Source organism: Paenibacillus sp. FSL R5-0766, from assembly GCF_037971845.1.
Lineage (GTDB): Bacteria > Bacillota > Bacilli > Paenibacillales > Paenibacillaceae > Paenibacillus.
The window spans coordinates 918,589-938,467 of sequence record NZ_CP150227.1; the positions used below are offsets into that span (position 1 = coordinate 918,589).

General features: G+C 45.3%; 16 protein-coding genes. 10 read left to right on the forward strand and 6 right to left on the reverse strand.

Features of this window, described 5'->3' with window-relative positions; all coding sequences use genetic code 11:
- Positions 1-82 precede the first annotated feature (82 nt).
- The 4 genes from MKY66_RS04215 to MKY66_RS04230 all read left to right on the forward strand — a co-directional run bounded on the left by MKY66_RS04215 (position 83) and on the right by MKY66_RS04230 (position 5,356).
- The gene (locus tag MKY66_RS04215; protein ID WP_256704312.1) at positions 83-1,756 is read left to right on the forward strand and encodes an extracellular solute-binding protein; all 1,674 of its coding nucleotides are present in this window, start codon (positions 83-85) and stop codon (positions 1,754-1,756) included.
- Positions 1,757-1,892: 136 nt separating this feature from the next.
- The gene (locus MKY66_RS04220) at positions 1,893-2,867 is read left to right on the forward strand and encodes an ABC transporter permease subunit (RefSeq protein ID WP_036606005.1); all 975 of its coding nucleotides are present in this window, start codon (positions 1,893-1,895) and stop codon (positions 2,865-2,867) included.
- A gap of 81 nt (positions 2,868-2,948) precedes the next feature.
- The gene (locus MKY66_RS04225) at positions 2,949-3,782 is read left to right on the forward strand and encodes a carbohydrate ABC transporter permease (protein ID WP_081745822.1); all 834 of its coding nucleotides are present in this window, start codon (positions 2,949-2,951) and stop codon (positions 3,780-3,782) included.
- Entirely contained in the window at positions 3,779-5,356 is a 1,578-nt protein-coding gene (locus MKY66_RS04230; protein ID WP_076214980.1) for a glycoside hydrolase family 43 protein, read from the forward strand. Before MKY66_RS04225 ends, MKY66_RS04230 begins: the two co-directional genes overlap by 4 nt.
- Positions 5,357-5,479: 123 nt before the next feature.
- On the opposite strand, the gene MKY66_RS04235 is transcribed toward MKY66_RS04230, so the two are convergent.
- A complete protein-coding gene (locus MKY66_RS04235) occupies positions 5,480-6,424 on the reverse strand; it encodes an alpha/beta hydrolase (protein ID WP_076214978.1) in 945 nt (314 codons plus the stop codon).
- Between the two features lie 194 nt (positions 6,425-6,618).
- Here MKY66_RS04235 and MKY66_RS04240 point away from each other — a divergent pair, with 194 nt between their 5' ends.
- From MKY66_RS04240 to MKY66_RS04250, 3 genes are all read left to right on the forward strand, one after another.
- On the forward strand, positions 6,619-6,948 hold the full coding sequence (locus MKY66_RS04240) for a metalloregulator ArsR/SmtB family transcription factor (RefSeq protein ID WP_017690603.1): 330 nt from the start codon (positions 6,619-6,621) through the stop codon (positions 6,946-6,948).
- Between the two features lie 166 nt (positions 6,949-7,114).
- A complete protein-coding gene (gene sulP / locus MKY66_RS04245) occupies positions 7,115-8,890 on the forward strand; it encodes a sulfate permease (RefSeq protein ID WP_076214975.1) in 1,776 nt (591 codons plus the stop codon).
- 168 nt (positions 8,891-9,058) lie between these two features.
- A complete protein-coding gene (locus MKY66_RS04250) occupies positions 9,059-10,054 on the forward strand; it encodes a phosphotransferase (RefSeq protein WP_076214972.1) in 996 nt (331 codons plus the stop codon).
- A gap of 106 nt (positions 10,055-10,160) precedes the next feature.
- On the opposite strand, the gene MKY66_RS04255 is transcribed toward MKY66_RS04250, so the two are convergent.
- The 3 genes from MKY66_RS04255 to MKY66_RS04265 form a co-directional block, all read right to left on the reverse strand.
- Positions 10,161-11,153, reverse strand: a complete 993-nt coding sequence (locus MKY66_RS04255; RefSeq protein ID WP_076214969.1) for a DUF4003 family protein — start codon at positions 11,151-11,153, stop codon at positions 10,161-10,163.
- Between the two features lie 72 nt (positions 11,154-11,225).
- Entirely contained in the window at positions 11,226-11,591 is a 366-nt protein-coding gene (locus MKY66_RS04260; RefSeq protein WP_076214967.1) for a DUF6713 family protein, read from the reverse strand.
- Between the two features lie 46 nt (positions 11,592-11,637).
- Entirely contained in the window at positions 11,638-11,859 is a 222-nt protein-coding gene (locus tag MKY66_RS04265) for a hypothetical protein (protein ID WP_076214964.1), read from the reverse strand.
- Positions 11,860-11,920: 61 nt separating this feature from the next.
- Here MKY66_RS04265 and MKY66_RS04270 point away from each other — a divergent pair, with 61 nt between their 5' ends.
- Positions 11,921-13,450, forward strand: coding sequence for an acetylhydrolase (locus MKY66_RS04270; RefSeq protein WP_076214962.1), 1,530 nt, complete (start codon positions 11,921-11,923; stop codon positions 13,448-13,450).
- 26 nt (positions 13,451-13,476) lie between these two features.
- Here the strand turns inward: MKY66_RS04270 and MKY66_RS04275 are convergent, their stop codons facing one another.
- Entirely contained in the window at positions 13,477-14,481 is a 1,005-nt protein-coding gene (locus tag MKY66_RS04275) for a MerR family transcriptional regulator (RefSeq protein WP_076214959.1), read from the reverse strand.
- Positions 14,482-14,834: 353 nt separating this feature from the next.
- On the opposite strand from MKY66_RS04275, the gene MKY66_RS04280 reads away from it, so the two are divergent.
- Positions 14,835-15,737 carry an SDR family oxidoreductase gene (locus tag MKY66_RS04280; protein ID WP_076214957.1) on the forward strand — a complete coding sequence of 301 codons (903 nt, stop codon included), beginning with the start codon at positions 14,835-14,837 and terminating at the stop codon, positions 15,735-15,737.
- Positions 15,738-15,994: 257 nt separating this feature from the next.
- A complete protein-coding gene (locus MKY66_RS04285) occupies positions 15,995-16,990 on the forward strand; it encodes a hypothetical protein (RefSeq protein ID WP_076214954.1) in 996 nt (331 codons plus the stop codon).
- 70 nt (positions 16,991-17,060) lie between these two features.
- On the opposite strand, the gene MKY66_RS04290 is transcribed toward MKY66_RS04285, so the two are convergent.
- Complete coding sequence (locus MKY66_RS04290) at positions 17,061-19,583, reverse strand: transglutaminase-like domain-containing protein (RefSeq protein ID WP_076214951.1); 2,523 nt, start codon at positions 19,581-19,583, stop codon at positions 17,061-17,063.
- Positions 19,584-19,879: the final 296 nt, after the last annotated feature.

Consider the following 19,879-nt stretch of genomic DNA (forward strand, 5'->3'; position numbering starts at 1 on the left):
GCATGGAAGCATGATAATTTTAAGTCAGCCTTTGGAAAGCGCTTTCCAAAAAGCTTCTGTCAATATAATCGATGGAGGGGTCATGATGAAAAAGGATGTTAGAAAAAGAATCAAGTACAGTGCTCTGCTAGCTTTAATACTGGTCATCGCACTCACTGGATGTACACCGGGATCGTCCTCGAAAGGGGAAAAGACAGCAGATGGAAGGGAATTGAAACAATTTTCCGCATTTTTTGCCGTACCGGGAAAAATTGCGCCTGACGATAATCGGGTGTTAAAGGCTATTGAGGAAAAAACAGGCGTCAGAGTCACGATGGACTGGCTTACGGGCCAAACAGCCAAAGAGCGGATTGGTGTACTCATTGCAGGCGGCGAATATCCCGATTTTATCGATGGGAGTGATGGTACTCAGCAACTGGTAGCAGCAGGAGCGTTAGTACCACTTGAGGATTACATCGATAAATATCCAAACATCAAAAATTACCTGGGCGAAGACTGGAAGAAGATGAAAAATACGACGGATGGACATATCTACTTCATTCCTCAATTCGGAAATATACAAGAAAAGTCGATGAAAGTATCCCATGACGGAGAAGCATTCTGGATTCAGAAGGCCGTACTGGAGTGGGATAATTATCCGACAATCAAAACGCTTGACCAATACTTCGACTTGATTGAACGGTATAAAGCAGCTCACCCGACCGTTGATGGTCAGCCAACCATTGGATTTGAAATTATCTCCTATGACTGGCGTTATTTCGCACTGGAGAACCCTCCGCTCTTCATGGCTGGTTATCCGAACGAAGGCGCAGCCATCGTTGATAAAGAAACGCTGACAGCCAAGAACTATAATACCATTCCGGAAGCGAAAGCATATTTCAAGAAGATCAATGAGGTATATCATCAAGGCCTAGTTGATAACGAAACCTTTACAGCAAACTATGATCAATATATTTCCAAAATTTCAACCGGACGTGTGCTGGGCATGGTGGATCAAGGATGGCAGTTCCTTGACGCCGAGGCATCACTCGTGAAGCAAAAATTGTATGACAAAACCTATGTACCGTTGTCCATTACACTCTCCGAGGATGTTAAAGGGCGCTATCAGAACAATCCAATCCTTAATGTGAATGGTGGCCTGGCCATTACAAAGAGTTGCGAGGATATCGAGGGAGCACTTCAATATATTAATGATTTGTTGGACCCTGAGATGGAGGTATTGAGAACCTGGGGACAGGAAGGCGTGGATTATCAAGTCGATGATAAAGGTGTGTTCTCCAGAAATGAAGAGCAACGTGCGAATTCCAAAGATCCGGACTGGGTGCTGGCAAACACGGGAAGCCCGTTGGTCTATTTCCCGCATCATGAAGGCATGACCGCTGACGGGAAGAATGCTCTTGACCCTAAGGAGCAGCCGGAGGAGTATCTTGCCACATTGAATGACATCGACAAAAAAGTGCTGAAGGCTTATGGATATACGAAGTTTACCGACTTCCTGGAGCCTGCGGAGGAAAATGAACCGTGGTTCCCGATCTATACCTATAATTTTGAACCGAATAAACCGGAGACCATCGCCAGACAGAAAATGGACGATGTAAAACGCAAATGGCTACCCAAAGTGATTATGACTTCACCAGCCGAATTTGATAAGGCATGGGAAGAATATCAAGCCACACTCAAAGAAAATGCAGATATTAAAGCGTATGAAGATGCGCTGACGGAAGAAGTCCGCAGACGTATGGAACTGTGGGGATAAAGGCCTGTCACACAGAAAGGCTATGGGGAACCCCGTAGCCTTTCTTACACACTAGATTGGGAGATTGGATAGGAATGGAATCGATTCACCCAGACTGGGTGATATAGATAAACTCGTAAGCAAGGAGAGAAAAAACATGGCCAAAAAGGAGTTGCAGCCTTCGTTAAAAACCAGCCATATCCCGGCGGGAACAAGCTGGATCGGGTACAACCTGTCCAGAATGAAAAGTCAGCGACAACTAATGTGGATGTCATTTCCGTTTATTGCGTTTATCGCTATTTTTGCGTATGGACCATTATGGGGCTGGTTGATGGCGTTTCAGAATTATAGACCGGGCATTGGTTTTATGGAGCAGGATTGGGTGGGAGTGGATCATTTTCGAACGTTATTCACGGACCCTACATTTTTACGTGTCATTCGCAATACGCTGGCGATGAGCCTGATCAGTCTGTTTCTGGGATTTGTCGGCTCGATTGGCCTGGCACTCTTACTGAATGAACTGCGAATGGTACTGTTCAAACGCGTGGTACAGACGGTTTCCTACCTTCCGCATTTCCTGTCATGGATCATCGTAACAGGTATTGTTGCGAATGTATTGTCAACGGAAACAGGAATAGTGAATGTGCTGTTGACGAAATTGGGCCTGATTGATGCACCGATCAATTTTTTTGCCGAACCCAAATACTTCTGGGGGATTGTAGGTCTGTCCAGCATGTGGAAGGAAATTGGCTGGGGCACGATTATTTATCTGGCGGCCATGGCGTCGATTAATCCGAGCTTGTACGAGGCAGCTTCCATCGACGGAGCCGGACGGTTTCGTAAAATGTTCAATGTCACACTTCCAAGCATCAAACCAACGATTATTATCCTGCTTATCATCAACGTTGGTAACGTACTGAACGCGGGTTTTGAGATTCAATACTTGCTGGGGAACGGACTTGTGCAGGATGTATCCGAGACGATCGACATTTTTGTTTTGAAATACGGGATTAATCTCGGCAACTACTCACTTGCCACCGCAGCAGGCATTTTCAAAAGTGTGGTCAGTCTGGTGCTCATATTTATCGCCAACGGGATTGCCAAGTCTCTTGGTGAAGAGCGATTGATATGATAAGGGGGCAGAGCTGTGAAGAGATTTAGCAGAAAACGAAGCTTGGGAGACTCTATTTTTTCCATCACCAATGGAATATTTATGTTGCTTGTCATGGTTGTTACGTTATATCCTTTTTTAAACACCATTGCCGTATCTTTCAATAATGGGCTGGATACGATCCGTGGGGGGATCTATCTCTGGCCGAGGGAATGGACGCTGCAAAATTACGTCTCCGTATTCCAAAACCCGAATCTGACACAAGCCGCATTTGTTTCGGTCGCCAGAACCGTGGTGGGAACGGTTGTACAGCTGTTCTGTACAGCCATGCTGGCCTATGTACTGAGCCGCAAGGAGTATATGTTTAACAAATTGGTCACAACGCTGTTTGTCATGACGATGTATTTCAGCGGTGGTTTAATTCCGGGATACATGTTGATCAAACAAGTGGGGCTGCTGAACAGCTTCTGGGTATACATTATTCCCGGGTTGATCGGGGTGTTCAACATGATCGTCATTCGTACCTACATTCAGGGACTGTCTGAGGGATTGATTGAATCCGCGAAGATGGATGGAGCCGGAGATTTTCGGATTTTCATGCGTATCGTGCTTCCCCTATCCAAGCCGGTTCTGGCTACGGTTGCACTGTTTATTGCTGTAGGTCAGTGGAACTCCTGGTTTGACTCCATGTTGTACACGGCAGGAAATCGGAATTTGACCACCTTGCAGTATGAGCTGATGAAATTGTTATCCTCTGCGACCTCACAGGGGGGAACGGTCAACGTGGATTCATTCAAAAATGTAACCAACATGGTGACGCCTGTATCCATTCGAGCAGCAATCACGGTTGTGACGGCAATGCCGATTGTTTTACTGTATCCGTTCTTGCAAAAATACTTTGTGACTGGACTAACCATTGGAGGGGTAAAAGAATGAAGAATGTAAATCAAAGCGAACAATGCACGTTTAACAATCCGATTATGCCCGGGTTTTATCCAGATCCGTCCGTATGCCGGGTGGGTGAAGATTTTTATCTGGTGACATCAACATTTGCCTATTTTCCTGGCGTTCCGATCTTTCAGAGCCGTGATCTAGTGAATTGGAAACAGATTGGCAATGTGCTGGACCGCCCTTCACAGTTAAATCTTCAGGGAGCAGGCCATTCACAGGGGATATTCGCACCAACGCTCCGGTATCATGAAGGCACCTTCTATATGATTACAACCAATGTATCACATGGCGGCAATTTTGTTGTAACCGCTACCGACCCGGCTGGGCCATGGTCTGATCCTTATTTTATTGAAGGCGCAGAAGGCATAGACCCTACGATTTTCTTCGATGACGGCAAAGCGTATTACCTTGGTACACGTCCTTGCTCCGAGGGAGTTCGTTACAATGGGAACTGGGAAGTGTGGCTACGGGAGTTGGATCTGGGCAGTATGAAGCTGGTGGGAGACAGTTACGTTCTGTGGCGCGGGGCGATGGTGGATGTCATCTGGCCGGAAGGCCCGCATCTGTATAAGATCGATGAATATTACTATTTATTGATTGCAGAGGGAGGCACAGGGCCAAACCATGCCGTGACCATTGCTCGTAGTAAAAGTTTGACCGAAGGATACGTCGGGAATCCGAATAATCCAATCATTACACATCGCCATTTGGGTAAACGTTACCCTGTTGTTAATGTAGGACATGCCGACTTGGTGCAGGCTGCGAACGGTCAATGGTTCATGGTCATGCTTGCTTCGCGTCCATATGGAGGGAGCTATAGCAACCTGGGACGGGAGACGTTCCTTGCTTCTGTCGTTTGGGAGGACGGATGGCCTGTTGTCAATGAGGGCCGCGGAATCCTGGAGGAGCAGGGCACGTTGGATTTGAAGCCTGTTCCGGTAGAGCCGCAACTGCGTTTTGACCATTTTGACAGTGATAAACTGGGCTTGCAATGGATGTTCCTGCGCAATCCTCAGGAGGATCTCTATTCATTAACCGAACGAAAAGGATACTTGCGGCTGAAGCTGAAACCGCAAACATTGAAGGAAAAAGAAAATTCCAGCTTTGTTTGTCTGCGTCAAAGGCATATGGATTATGTCGCAGCTACAGCGATGGAATTTGTGCCCGGAAATGCAAACGAAACGGCTGGTCTTGTCGTCATTCAGAACGATCTGTATCACGTACGGATTGAGCGTGCTCTGGCGGATAAACAGCAGGTGCTACGTGTGGTGACCGTTATAGATGGTCAGGATAGCCACATTGCGCAAATCGCGCTGGAGGGTGATGTATCGCGGGTGTATATCAAACTGGCCGCAACAGGTCAGCAACTCAACTTCTATTACAGCACGGATGGAAGTCAGTATCATTTGGTTGCAGAACAGGTGGATACAAGCAGTTTGAGCACCGAAGTAGCTGGTGGATTTGTTGGCTGCTGTATCGGAATGTTTAGCAGCAGCAACGGTACTTCTTCCGATCAGGTAGCGGACTTTGACTGGTTTGAATATGGTTCATATAAATAATATTTAGATGACAGAATAACAGCAAGAAAGCTCAATCCGGTGGCGGTAGTCCAGGGATTGAGCTTTTTTCCGTTCTTTTTCTCAAAGGGAAAACTGTGAGGGGAGTGAGGGACGCATTACAGCTTATTGATTAGTTTCATATGTTGAGTCTTTAATGATGTTAACTATTTTACGCTGAGCATCCCTGGCTTCCGGAATCGGATAGAGGACAAAGACATGGTTCATTTTGGGGTAAACGTATGTTTGATGATCGACTCTTTGATCCGTCAGCAGCTTGTCGAGCTTCATATTATCAGGAAACAAGCCCTCGTGAGTCCCGATAAAGATACTGATTTTGCCCAAACCGGCGAAATCTCCGTAGATTGGACTGATTAACGGATCGTTCAACGGTTTGTCAGCTGCCCAGATCCGCCGGATGACATCATACCCTTCCACAGCGAGCATAGGGTCGCGGGTCTCGTAATCGAATATGACCGGATTGTCCAGCACCATATCCACACAAGGTGATAATAAGATGATATCTTTGGGCTGCGGGAGATCATGCATCTTCAGATAATGGGCCAAGGCCAGGGATATGTTCCCGCCTGCGGAATCCCCCATAATGGTGAGTTGTGCCGGGTCGTCCACGGAGGCAAGCAGATCCCGGTATAGATTGAGCAGTTTCGGATACGTGTGCTGATAATTAAAATGAGGAACCTTTGGATAGATGGGAGCAACAACTTTGGCATTCAGAGCCTGAGCCATGCGGTCCATGAATTTCCAGTGTAAAGACAGCGGCTGGTGTGTATGCGCCCCGCCATGAATGTAGAGAATGACCCTCTGTTCACGGGAATGCTGATCGTTTAAGGTGAACACCTGCATGTCTTCAAGGGAGCGCTCTTTGATGGAAGATGACAGTTTTGTTTTACCCAAGGTATAAGGTTTAATGTTTTCCAAGCCCATATGATCCAGGTGTTTGCGGGTAAGCTCGCGTGTTGAAAAAAAATTCTTGGTATCCAACGTTCCGATATATTTCTCGAATAGAAAGCTCGTGAGCGAGCGTTTGTGATTATGGATATACATGTTCATTGAGGAATCACCCTTCCTGATGGAGTTCAGATATACGATCTGTGGAGACTATAAGTAAAGTATAAAGGTTGAAGTGTACTTCAAGGTCAATCTTAATTTTTCCATCAAACCGTTTACGGTTAGAGTAAAGCATGGTACCCGTTCTATGTTATGATATTTGCATCTTCAAAAGTTCGATTGAAGGGGCATAGCGTATGAATCAGAGCATACAACAGTTTAAAGCGGATTTTTTCAAAGCGTTGGCACACCCCATGCGGATTCAGATTCTGGAGCTGCTGAGTGAAGGAGCCAAGAACGTGAATGAACTGCAAAGCATTCTGGGATCGGAAGGCTCTGCTGTTTCACAGCAACTGGCTGTATTGCGTAGCAAAAACGTTGTCCATGGAATAAAAGAAGGGACAACCGTCACCTATTCGCTGCGTGATCCGCTGATTAAGGACCTGTTGGCAGTCACCAAACAGATTTTTGACAATCATCTGGTTGATGCTATTTCCATGCTGGAAGATATTCGTAAAGAGTCCTGACACAATAAACAAGAGCAACGGGGTGTAATCACCGGAGGTTCTTGTTTTTTTGTGTTAGGTTCCTGCTGGGGTTGTGCGTAATCCGATTGACAGGACGTATGCAGGGGAGTAGTCTTTTAAATATATTCAAATATTCAAATATATGAAGAAAAGAAGGTTTTTGTACATGAGATGGATGGGGAGATATGGAGGGTACAGTGCTGCCGCTTTTCGCAAGGATCTGTTATCGGGGCTGATTGTAGGTATCATTGCAATTCCACTCGGTATGGCCTTTGCCATCGCTTCCGGGGTCAAACCGGAGTATGGATTATATACCACAGTAATCGCCGGGATTCTCATTTCCTTGCTTGGTGGGTCCAAGTTCCAGATTGGCGGGCCAACGGGGGCATTCATTCCGATCCTATTTGCCATTGTGATGCAGTATGGATATGAGAATCTGCTGATCGCCGGAATGATGGCGGGATTGATGCTTGTTCTAATGGGCGTATTCAAGCTTGGGGCGCTAATCAAGTTTATTCCAAGGCCGGTGACTATCGGTTTTACGGCAGGGATCGCCGTCATTATTTTTAGCGGACAAATTACGAACTTTCTGGGACTTCGAGGCATCGAGAAACACGAGGATTTCTGGTCCAATATGAAAGAAATCGGAATGCATATCTCGACGATTAATATATACAGTGTGCTTACAGCTGGAATCTGTTTGGCTGTTCTTCTGCTTGTGCCCAGGTTTGCACCAAAGGTGCCTGCATCACTGGTGGGCCTGGTTCTTTCGACGGTAGTCGCAGCGTTCTTTTTTGAAGGGCAGGTGGCTACAATTGGTTCGTCCTTTGGCGCGATACCTAACTCTTTGCCTCAGTTTCATGTGCCTGAGATCACTTGGGAGCGTATCGTGAACTTGCTGCAACCCGCTTTTGTCATCGCCATGCTGGGTGGAATTGAATCGCTGCTATCCGCAGTTGTTGCCGATGGCATGACCGGAAGTCGGCATAACAGCAATCGAGAGTTGATTGGGCAGGGGATTGCTAATATGGTGACGCCGTTATTTGGTGGTATTCCTGCAACAGGAGCGATTGCACGTACAGCAACCAATATCAAATCCGGCTCAGTATCGCCATGGTCTGGCGTGATTCACGGTGTGGTGGTTTTGCTGGTACTTGTTCTTTTTGCGCCATATGCATCCCACATTCCTCTTGCCAGTATGGCTCCCGTTCTCATGCTGGTTGCCTGGAATATGAGTGAACGAAGATCCTTCGTCCATGTCATGAAAACCAAAACGAGTGATTCACTCGTTCTGCTGATTACCTTTTTGCTGACCGTATTTACAAGTTTAACAACGGCTGTAGAGGTGGGGTTGATTCTGGCGGTCCTTTTATTTGTTAAACGGATGAGTGAGATGTTGAAGGTTGCCAAAGTACTACCCGATCCCGATCATAAACATGAGAAAGTCATGGCCCACATGGTTCGGGAAGGACATGACTGTCCGCAAATAAGTCTTTATACAATTGAAGGGCCACTTTTTTTCGGCGCAGCGGATATGTTCGAGAAGTCGGTCATGGATTCGATTCATCGGCGCCCAGGCACTCTGCTGTTGCGCATGGGCAAGGTCCCTTTTATGGATACGACAGGTGAATCCAATCTGGCCCGTGTTGTCAAACATATGGAGAGATCCGGGGGCAGGGTTTTACTTTCAGGCATTCAGGCGCAACCTCTGGAGATGCTGAAGAGAACAGGTTTGATTGAACGGATTGGTTCGGATCATATGTTTGAGCACACGGGTGAAGCCATCAATTATGCATTAGTACATCTGGATGTTCAGAAATGTAGGGGTTGCAAACATTTTGCCTTTCGTGAATGTGCTGCATTGTCGAGTGCTGGCACCGACCCAGAGTGTAATAACCTGCTGAAACCTGGAAAGCGAGTCAATGTAAATAGCCCTATCTAACCTGCTGATGAGAGAGATGGAGCTATAGGAGTCTAAAGAGTATTTGTTTATCAAAATATATATTCTGGAAAATAAACGAAAAATATACTATGTTATAGGTTGATAGGTGAAAGGATTACATCGTTCATCAGATGAGAAATAATCATATTAAACCGAAGGAGCAACCATATGTCCATTCAACCGACTGCTTTACGTTCAGTGCTTAACCCCAGGTACCTGGAGTCTGCATTGAGTAATCAATATGACATTGGAACATGGGAAGAATGTTTGTTTTGGCTTAGAGGATTGAATGATACCTACCGGGTTCGCACGTCCAGTGGCATGTATATTCTCCGTATCTACCGTACTGAAATTACGGAGGAAGATGTTCGCTACGAATTATCGTTATTGTCTCAACTGAAGAACGTTCTAGGTTCTGCGGAACATACCGACATTGGAGAATACATCGAGAAGAAAGATTATACGGGATATACGGTGTTGGAGGTTGCGGAAGGCAAGCGGGTTGCTGTGATGTTTCGGTATATTGAGGGTACGGAGAACAACCTGGAGGATGAGGAGTCTTGTTACGCCTTTGGTCAATCTGCCGCTGAATTGCATAAGGCTATGGATCAGGTGAACATGGAGCTGCCACGATATGAGCTGGATCTGAAGTTACTTATTGACGACCCCCTTGAGCGAATTATCCACTATATCGGTGAGAACAATGAAGCAGCAGCATTTCTCCATACGTTTGCGGCAACGTTAAAAGAACGCATCGTTGCCACTTCCAGACAAGACTTGGACTTTGGTCTGTGCCACGGCGATATGCATGGGAATAACAATGTGTTTCAACAGGAACATCAGTTCATCCATTATGACTTCGAGTGGGCAGCCAAAGGCTGGCGTGCCTATGATTTAGCTCAAGTGAAAGTTCGAAAAAGACAGTCTGATGAGCGAAAGGCAGTATTATGGGATGCGTTAATGACAGGATATCGTTCAGTCAGAAGTTTCTCTGCCGAAGATGAGCAGGCGGTTGATCTCTTTATTGTTGCTCGCCGATTCTGGGTGATGGGACTAGATGTTGCTTTTATTGAGAGTGATATGGGTGCGCTGGACTATGGTTCGGATTGGCTGGATAGTTTCGTGGAAGAGTTCCGGGATACGGGGTTATATCCTAGCAAATGATGAACATTATTTTAGGTGTAGGTTTGAATGTTTTAAGACCCTTCCGAGTCAACTTGAACTCGGGAGGGTCTTTTTCATCTTATATTGAAGGTAACAGGGTCACTTATTAGTTCGATGATGATGAAGAAGCGGCAGCAGCCGATGCTGTGGCAGCTGCGGCCATGGCGGCCTGCTGGGCAATAATAATGTTTGTGATGCTGGTTGAGATGGTTGTGGTCAGAACACCGTTCCGCAGATTCTCTACATGTTGAATGGCTACCAGAGCAGACGAGAACAGGAGCAACTCCTGTTTGTCGATTGACCATGCACCAAAGCCTTTTTGAGTCCGTAACCAGTCATTTGTTTCCACGACTTCATCCACTAATGACTCTCTGTCCGAAGGCAGTAGAGAAAGTATTCCGAGAGAGGCTAACGTATACGTTTTGTCCATTCGAAGATTCCTTTTGCGAAAAGCTTCATTTAAGGCAATCACACGAGCACCTGCATCCGGGGGATCATCTCCAAGAACCAGTACCTGTGTTAACGCCTGCACACTGTTTCTGGAAGAGAACTCCGGTTTTAATTCGCCATAAAGTTGTTCCATACGTGCCACACCAGTATCCACCTCGAGATCGGAAAGTGCTAACATGGCAGCGAAAATGTAGTCATCCTGTCCAGTGAGGAAACGATGCTCTGCTTTCATGCCGTCATAAAATGATTTGGCCCGCTCCACCGTAGGTTGAAACTGGTCAGGTGATGTCTGAGTAGCGATCTGATAGGCGGCAATAACCAGATAATCCGATGTGCGGAATTTGATCTCTTTCATCAAGTCATAGACATGCAGGGTATCTACCAATCTCGTCTCTTCATCTGTTGTAAGGGAGAGCATGGCAGCAATGCTAATGGCCGAATTACCTCTGAATGCAGAGAAGAGTTTTGTGTTTTGCTTAATCAACTCATGGCTTAGACGAATGGCTTCCCCATCCGCTGTTTTATTCTCCGCTGCATAGAGCAGGGCAGCCAGACGGTGCATCATCGCATGTTGCCATTTGAACGACTTCTTGATGATCTGGGTGTTGGAAACAAATAATTCAACTCGTTCTGCATGCTGCTGCTGCATAGGCACACCTCCATATTCACTGTAATTCAACAATACCCTTCCAGCTTCCTTCATTCTGTCGGTGTAAACAAATTAGATGATTAGGAATATCAAATGAATTAAAGCGATTATTCCCATAGGGTAGATCAATGATCTGGAGAACCCGTTTTTAAATTCATTTCGAGGATGTTTTTCGAAAAAGAAGTGTAATACGGTATGTATGATGAAAAAGATATCCAGCACCCAAAATGTAATGTTTTGATACGAGCTAAAAAGAAGAGAGAGGATGATGGTATACATTGGCAGGTGAATCCAAGTGAAATACCTATACGCTTTATCATCTTCCATATCTTTTAACACCATAAACAATTTCCACTCGGACCGCCTGATGGCATCCATTTCGTGAAGCAGAAAGAGAGACAGGTTAAACAAAAATAAAACCAGTAAAAAGTCAGGCATGTAAAGTCTCCTTTTCCTATTCAATCTGCTCCTATCTTACTAAAGGTCATTTGATTTGGCAAAATATGAAAAAAGGTTCGCGCTGGCATTCAGCCAGTTCCGATTCAGAAAGCGTTGGGGCAACGAGATGGTGGCGAAGATCGCTAGTCTCATATTCCAAAGTCAACTTATAACGTAATTTCATACGTGCATTCCTTGAAACGATTGGAGAACCTGAGGGTGATTCAGCGTCATTCAGGGAGTGCATTTTTTTATCCGCAAAATTCATACTTGAATCTCCTGTAACTGGAGGTTTTAAGATTGGAGGCAGACAAGGGGGCTTACATCTTATGAGGACAGTAGAATGGATTTATCTTATTTTCAACCTGCTTATGTTCGTGGGGGGAATCGGGATTGGGAGACAGAGTCAACATTTTCGGGAAATGGTATGGAGTGGATTCGCTATATCAGGTGTGCTGCTGACCATCCATGGTGTGGTCGAAGGACTTCGTTGGCCGATGATTCCAGCGTATCTGCTCACGTTGGTTCCACTGGTTGTGTTATTTACAAAGGCAAGACGCCAGCAACAGTCAGGTGTAACCTTGCTGAACAGTAAACGTTCTGGGGTATCCACTTCCACATCACCTGTGGCGGGGAAATTCGGACATGTTCGAATCATCGCAACGTCTCTCCTGGTGTTGGTATACGCTGTTGTAAGCATTGGCTTGCCGCTGCTGTTCCCGGTGTTTTCGTTTGCCAAGCCAGCAGGTCCTTATGGAATCGGAACGGTATCCTACGATTGGACAGACAGCAGTCGGGAGGAAATTATGACGAGAACAGCTGGTGATCAACGGGAGCTGATGGTACAGATCTGGTATCCAACGAATCCAGATGTAGAGGGCGCAGCAGCTCCTTATGTTAATAAGCCGGAGATCTACGGGACAGCCTTCAATGAAGTGTTGAAACTGCCAAAGCTTTTATTTTCCAGTCTGAGTCAGGTCAAAACGCATGCGATACAGGAAGCTCAGTTGTCTGATGCCGAAGCCAAGTATCCGGTTGTTCTTTTCTCTCATGGTCTGCATGGCTATGAAAATCAGAATACGTTCCAGGTCGAGCAGCTGGTCAGTCAAGGTTACATTGTTGTAGGCATTAATCACACGTATAACAGTCTGGTGTCCGTATTCCCGGATGGACGTGTGGCGCAGTTTGAATCCGAAGGGAAAGAAGGCTTTGAGCAGCTGCAATTCAGTTACATGGACAAGTTGAATGAGACATGGGTGCAGGATGCACAGTTTGTACTGGATGAGGTAGAGAAGTTGGGTGCGGAAGATCCGAGCGGACGCTTTACCGGACGTATGGATCTGGACAACATCGGCATGTTTGGGCATTCATTTGGCGGAGCAACAACAGTACAGATGTTAATGGATGATCCACGTGTGAAAGCAGGCATGAATATGGACGGTGTATTGTTTGGCGAGAAACGTATCCCTGCGGAAGGTGTGGGCAAGCCGTTCCTGATGATGAGTGCAGACTCAACCGTTGCAGGTACAAGTGTGATGAGTGACAAGGAAATTGCTGCGATGGGCACGACCCGCCCAGAAGCCGAGAAATATTATGAGGAAGTGTATGAGCGCTATGAGCCGGTAACCGCAGGAGGGAACTACTGGATGGAGCTGACCAACACCAAACATCTGAGTTTCTCCGACCTCTACCTGATCTCTCCACTGCTCGAAAGGACACAGGGTGTAGATGCGCGGGGGACACAACGGTTGGTCAACGATACGACGATTGATTTCTTCAACCACTACTTGAAAGGGCAACCGCTCCATATGGACACGGAAGTGGGAGAACATGAATCCTATTTGTTGAAAAAAGGCTAAACGTAAAAATGGAAGGAGACTGAAACTCAGTCCTCTTCCATTTGTTTTAATCGTAACCGCATGCCCTCCTGCAACAGGTTAATGCCATCTACAATCTGGCTCCATTCGGGATTCATCACCTTGCACAGCTTGTTAAAACGCAGAATGCGATCGGTCACGGAGTCCAGCATATATCGGGCCTGTTTACTAAAAAATACTTCAGGTGTTTCGGCATGCTCGACACTTGCATACATCAACACAAAGTCCCACACCATGCTTTGCACAGCAGGGCTATCGATTGCCCAACGCTTGTCCAGCGCTTCGGTAGTGCGAATGCGAATAGCCTCCATTTTTTTCACCCAGACATCCGCTTCGACTTGTGGCTGATTCGCCATAATGAAGAACGGAACCTCCAGCTGAGCCAGATCTGCCCAATATGCCGGATCATTGATCAGTTCCTGAATTTCCTTCCAGGCCAGTGTTTGCTGAGCCGTCAGTTTGGTATCTTTCATCATGTATTTGTCGAAAAAGTGCAGGAAGGACACTCTCCAATCCTGCGGAATGCTGTCCAGCAGATGGGATTCATCCACCTTGGCAGCAACAAATTGTTTTCGCCTGCTCGCATTGGCCGTCAGGGATTCTACCAGACTGGAGATGTAGGTAAGAGACTGTTCCGAATGCAGTGAAGTGTCTTCTTCATGCTGCTTCGCCTGCTGCAAAATGGAGAGCATGGAATTCAACGTGCCGATCTGGGTTTCCAAGGCTTCAATCTGCAGATCCAATGCCTGTGCTACCGCCAGTTCACCAGACATGAGCTTTCGAATATCCGGTATGCTGAAATTCAGATAACGTAGTGTTGTAATGAGTTCGAGTTGCCACAAGTCTTGCGTTGTATAGAGTCGATGCCCACCTTCCGTATGACTGGTGGGTTGTAACAGTTCAATCTCATCGTAATAACGGATCGTTTTCACCGTGGAGCCGATCAGTTTGGCTGCTTCACCGATGGAATAGGGTTCTTTGTTTGCATTCAACGAGATCACCTCATGATTCATTATACAATCTCCAGTTAGAGGAGATTCAACACTGGAATAGTTGCCAAGGAAATGTAGCAGGTCCAGTTTAAATTCCACCCATCTCGGTTACAAAGGAAAGAGTGCAACTTTTACGCAAACAACTTCTGATAATAAATTTAATATTTACATGATAACGAAGAGCACAGAAATAATCTGAAGAAACGGAGTGCTCGCCTAAAAGCTTTCTGAAAGAAAGCTACATCGGAAGCATACGCTATCACCGGATTTTCACCTTATATAAGGGAGAGAAAAAAAATCTGGGGATAACAGCGATCGGAAGGTTATTCTGTGATCGTAGTGATCAATGTAAATAACCAAGGAGGAAATTGAACATGGCTAATCAAGACCAGCACACCATGCAAGATCCAACGACCCAATATCCGAAGGCTACACCGGAGTGGAAACAGCAGCAGGATGAGCCGGGGCTCCAGCGTGAGATGACCCCTGTTCCCGATGCGGGTGAGAAAAGTTATAAAGGCAGCGGACGTTTAACAGGACGCAAAGCAGTTGTGACCGGAGCCGACAGCGGAATTGGCCGAGCGGCAGCAATTGCTTTTGCCCGTGAAGGTGCAGATGTCGTTCTGGCATATCTGCCGGAAGAGGAAGCAGATGCACAGGAAGTTGTGAAACTGATTGAGGAAGCTGGGCGCAAAGCGATTACGAAGCCAGGTGACCTGAAGGATGAGAAATACTGTGAGGAACTCATTGAGTCTGCGGTAAAAGAGCTTGGCGGGATTGATATCCTCGCTAACGTGGCAGGTAAGCAACAGTTTGTAGAGCAGATTGCGGATCTGACCACCGAGCAGTTCGATGCAACGTTCAAAACAAATGTCTATTCCATGTTCTGGCTCTGCAAAGCAGCTGTGAAACACATGAAGCCGGGCAGCTCCATTATCAACACATCATCGATTCAGGCGTACAAACCTTCGCCAATCCTGCTGGATTATGCAACAACGAAGGCATCCATTAACACGTTCAGCAAAGCGCTGGCACAACAGGTGGGTAGCAAAGGGATCCGTGTCAATGTTGTTGCACCAGGACCGGTATGGACACCGCTCCAGGTCGTGGGTGGACAACCAGTCGAGAAGCTGGCTGATTTCGGCTCCAATACACCGCTTGGTCGGGCAGGACAACCTGCCGAGATGGCTCCGGCATTTGTGTTCCTGGCAAGCCAGGAATCCAGCTATGTGAGTGGCGAGACATTGAATGCAAATGGCGGTACGGTTAGTCCTTAAATATCTTAGGTAATCCGATCATTGTATAAGAGGATACGGTCTCCATATTGTGGGGGCGGTATCCTCTTTTTTGTCGTTAAGATGAGAGAAATAAAATATTTTCATATATGAAAGCGTTCTTATATAAAACAGGAAAGGTACATGGTAATATATTCAAGAACATGTTCTTCGCTCCCAGCTCCGAGAGTGCGTTGCTTATACAATGAATCTGTTCAGATCAATACACTATGCCTAGGAATCGAAGGAGGAATTCTGTAATGGCCAAGAATGTACTTAAACTAGGTGACCCTGTCATAAGCACGTACACATCATATGGGACATTAACATCCGTTATGAACGAAGATTTATGGCCATGGATTTTCAATAACTTTATACAAATCAGGTATGCACATGGATGGGGAATTTTTTCGTTTGATTCTCATCAGTTTCTGTTAAGTACCTGTCCGGGAATTTCCTTTTACAACCTGCCACAAGAAATTGTGATTAGCAAATGGGGAACATCACTTAAGCAAGTGATTACAGAAGCGATAGATATGGGATATTATCTATATATTTATGCAGATCGATACTACATTGCGTGTACAGACTATTATCAAAAAGAACATCTCATGCACGAATTATTGGTGTACGGATATGACCTGGATCAAAATTTGATATACATTGCTGACAATCTTGATGATGGTAAATTCATACAAACCGTATGTAGTCTGGATGAACTTGAGAAAGGCTACTGGACCATGTCTAATGAGTACAGTTTTTGGACAGAAGTGAGATTCCTCAAGCCAATTCAGAATATCAATTATGCAATTCATGTGGAGCAGATGATAACGGCGATGGAAAACTATCTTAACTCAAGCGAGACATATGACTTAGTGCGAGATCAAAAATACGATTTTGGAATGCAAGCCATTCAACGTATCTTTACCGACATTGAGCAGGCAGCTCTAGTTGGAGAAGCATTGGATTCACGAGTCTTTCATCTCTTGTATGAACATAAACTACTTATGGAGTTACGTTTATCTTATTTAATGGAGAAATCAATCATTGAACGAGATGCAACCTTTATGGAATTAAGCACTATTCTGAAACAGGACTACTTTAAATTGAGAAATATAGTTCTGAAATACAATATAACGCGTGATGCAAGTACACTCAGTAAAATAAGTGAGAGGTTGCAACAGAATCTCATGAAAGAGAAAGCATTTATTTCTTCTTTTATTACCAGATTGCAACAGGTTAAATCAATGGCTTGAAGTCATCCAATAATAGACAAAAAATCCCCTTTGCTTGTTAGAAAGCAAAGGGGATTGCTGTGTAACTAAGTTACTTCTGCTCTGGTTTCGGGTCCAAAATGGCATAACTGCCGAGTGTGGCTAATTGTGCTGTATTCAGAAGCGCTTCATCCACTGCAGCGAGGGCTTCACCGGCAGCTGTCATCAGCTCATCAGAGTCAACAGGTGAGGCGAAACGGAGAATGACGCGGTTCTCTCCTTTTTTGAGTTCACTCTCAGCCTTGGTTTTGTACTCATTAATGGACGCGACTTCGAGATCATTCTGCACATAATAATCATTGGCATCGCTCTCGCCATTAAACATCGTGAGCTCGGAATCAAGCCAATAATCTTGATCCGCTATCGTTTTCTGACTTGCAGCAGTCTCATCATTGGCATTGTACAGGAAATACGGGATGCCGGAGTTCGTCAGGTTGTTGGTGGCATCGACATGGAACCATTCGTTCCCGATTTTGACCTTGTTCCATGCATGTGGAACGCCGCTGGAAGCGCCCGTTACAACGATGCTTTCCAATCCCGAGAGATCGGAGAGCAATTTGTAAACGGAAGCATAGCTGGCACATACCCCAACTCCTTTGACCAGAATACCGTATGTGGTAAACGAGTCATTAAACTGTGGATCGACATTTTTGAAGTTGTTTTGCTCCGCATTTTCCAGCGCTGCATCATCATACTTTGCGTTATCGTTCAGATAATCGTAGATGGCTTTCCGTTTCTCGTCTTCGTTCATACCATTCTTGATAATGGAAGCCACAACTTCATTTGCTTTGGCAATAATCTCATCTTGCTTCTTCTGGATACCACTAGCCGATTCATTGTAATAAATGGAAAGGGTAAGTGTACCATAGTTGTATTCGAAACCTTCCACACCAAGAATCAATGGATTCTGGTACATCACTTTCAGAACAACATCTGAGAGTGTCGTGAAATTTTGAGCTTCGGGGAAAGCTTTTAACGAAATTTTATCTTGTGCCGCAATCATGTTTTTGGCTAAAACTTCTTCCAATGCGGAATCTGCATTGATCATTGCATCACCTGTAGCAGGCTGAGGCACGGTTTCCTGATTACCTTGTTCTACATTTTGCTGTGTATTGGATTTCTGTTCATCTACCAAGTTGTCTTCTTCAGCTTCGCGAGCTGGAGCAGGTGCTTCATTGGAAGTTTCTTCAGAAGCCATATCTGAAGAATTATCAGAAGTATCATCGGAAGCCTCAGTAGATAGAGGATCAGTTGCATCTTCTGACGTTCCCGTATCGGTTGTAGACTCTGTAGTTGAAGTTTCCGAAGCCGATGCTTCTTCTGTTTCCGTTGCAGACTCAGGTGCATCATGATTGTTGATGATCGTTGGCACATCAGGTGCAGGGACGTAAGGTGTGTCATTCTTCGGTTCCACCAGTCCGTTGCTGGAATCGGCTACGGTTTGCTGAGCAAGTTTGTCCAAATCTGCTTGAGTCACATTCTCTACGCGCACATAGCTTTTCAGAGCTGTTCCTTTAATGTGAAAAGGAATATTCGTTTCATTGAACTCTGAAATCTCTACGTTAGCGGTATCATAGACAATGGTTTCACGGGCTAGAGAGCCGTCATTGTACTCAACTGTTGTTTTCTGAGGAAGTACATCTATATTCTTTAATTTCTCCCTATACAATTGTTCTTTCAGAGATGTTGGTAACTGGGAAGCAAGCGGAGCTGTAGGGACACCTCTGCTAAAATTGGATTCTTTGCCTCCACCAATTGCAGTGACATAATATTCTCCTCGTATACCATGGTTCTGAGTGGTAGTTATCATTTCATTATAAGTGCCTACCCCGCCTTTTCCGTCTTTCATAAAATCATTGAAAGACGTCTCTGTTGTTACCGCAATATCTAAAGGCAGACTATTACTGAAAGCGTCCTCTGCGCCAGTTAGAGGTACATTTGTATCGAAGTTGGTTAGGTCAGAACGTTTATAAATTTTATATTCGGTGGCACCTTCAACCTTGTCCCAGACCAACTTGAACCGTCTATCTTTGTCAATTTCGTATCTTAGGTTGGGTACGGGTAACTCCGATTTCACTGTAAACGGAATAATGATGGGTTTATCGAGTAGTGTTAGTTTTTCTGCATCCGGATCATAGTTCAGGCGAATGTAGTAGATTGGGGCACCGCCCCAAGAACTTTGATCCTTGTTCATCATGGAATCTGAACTTAAAACGCCCCATCCAAGAGGTTTAATGGAAACACTATTGTCGTTTGTCTCTGGAATGGCGTATACATCGCTTGCTTTGAGTGCTTTAATATCGGTATGTACACTAATAATGTCACTAGCTCGCAGGCTACTTTTACGTAAATCGGCTTTAAACTTGAACGTAAATTCTTCATCCTGAGCTACGTTGTACATCGGCATGATCGCTTGTTCCGATTCAGAGCCGTATTTCTGCTTCAAACTTAAAATGGTAGAACCTTCTACTACTTCTGTAGGATTATTCACGGACGGACTGCTTTCCTGCTCAGTACTCTGGCATCCAGCCAGTAACAGGGTGAGCGCAAACATAATGAAAAATAGACGTTTCATGATACACCGCTTTCTTGTTTTTCTGAGTTGCTCTAATGCTACGTTTCTACACACCGAAAGATTATCAGATATGGTTAAAACCCATACTCGAACCTCTTAACGGTCAAACCTCCTATTAATTTCCTAATATCCTTTGCTAGTTTATGGTCATATTGACGCATTGTCAAGGTGAGAGGATAGGTTTTAAGTCCTGTAGAACAATAGAACAGTTGTAATTCTGTAGCGAGGGGACCATGTTAATATACAAGAGTTACTACATATTTATATATATAACAGCAGAATAAATTGAGGAGGCT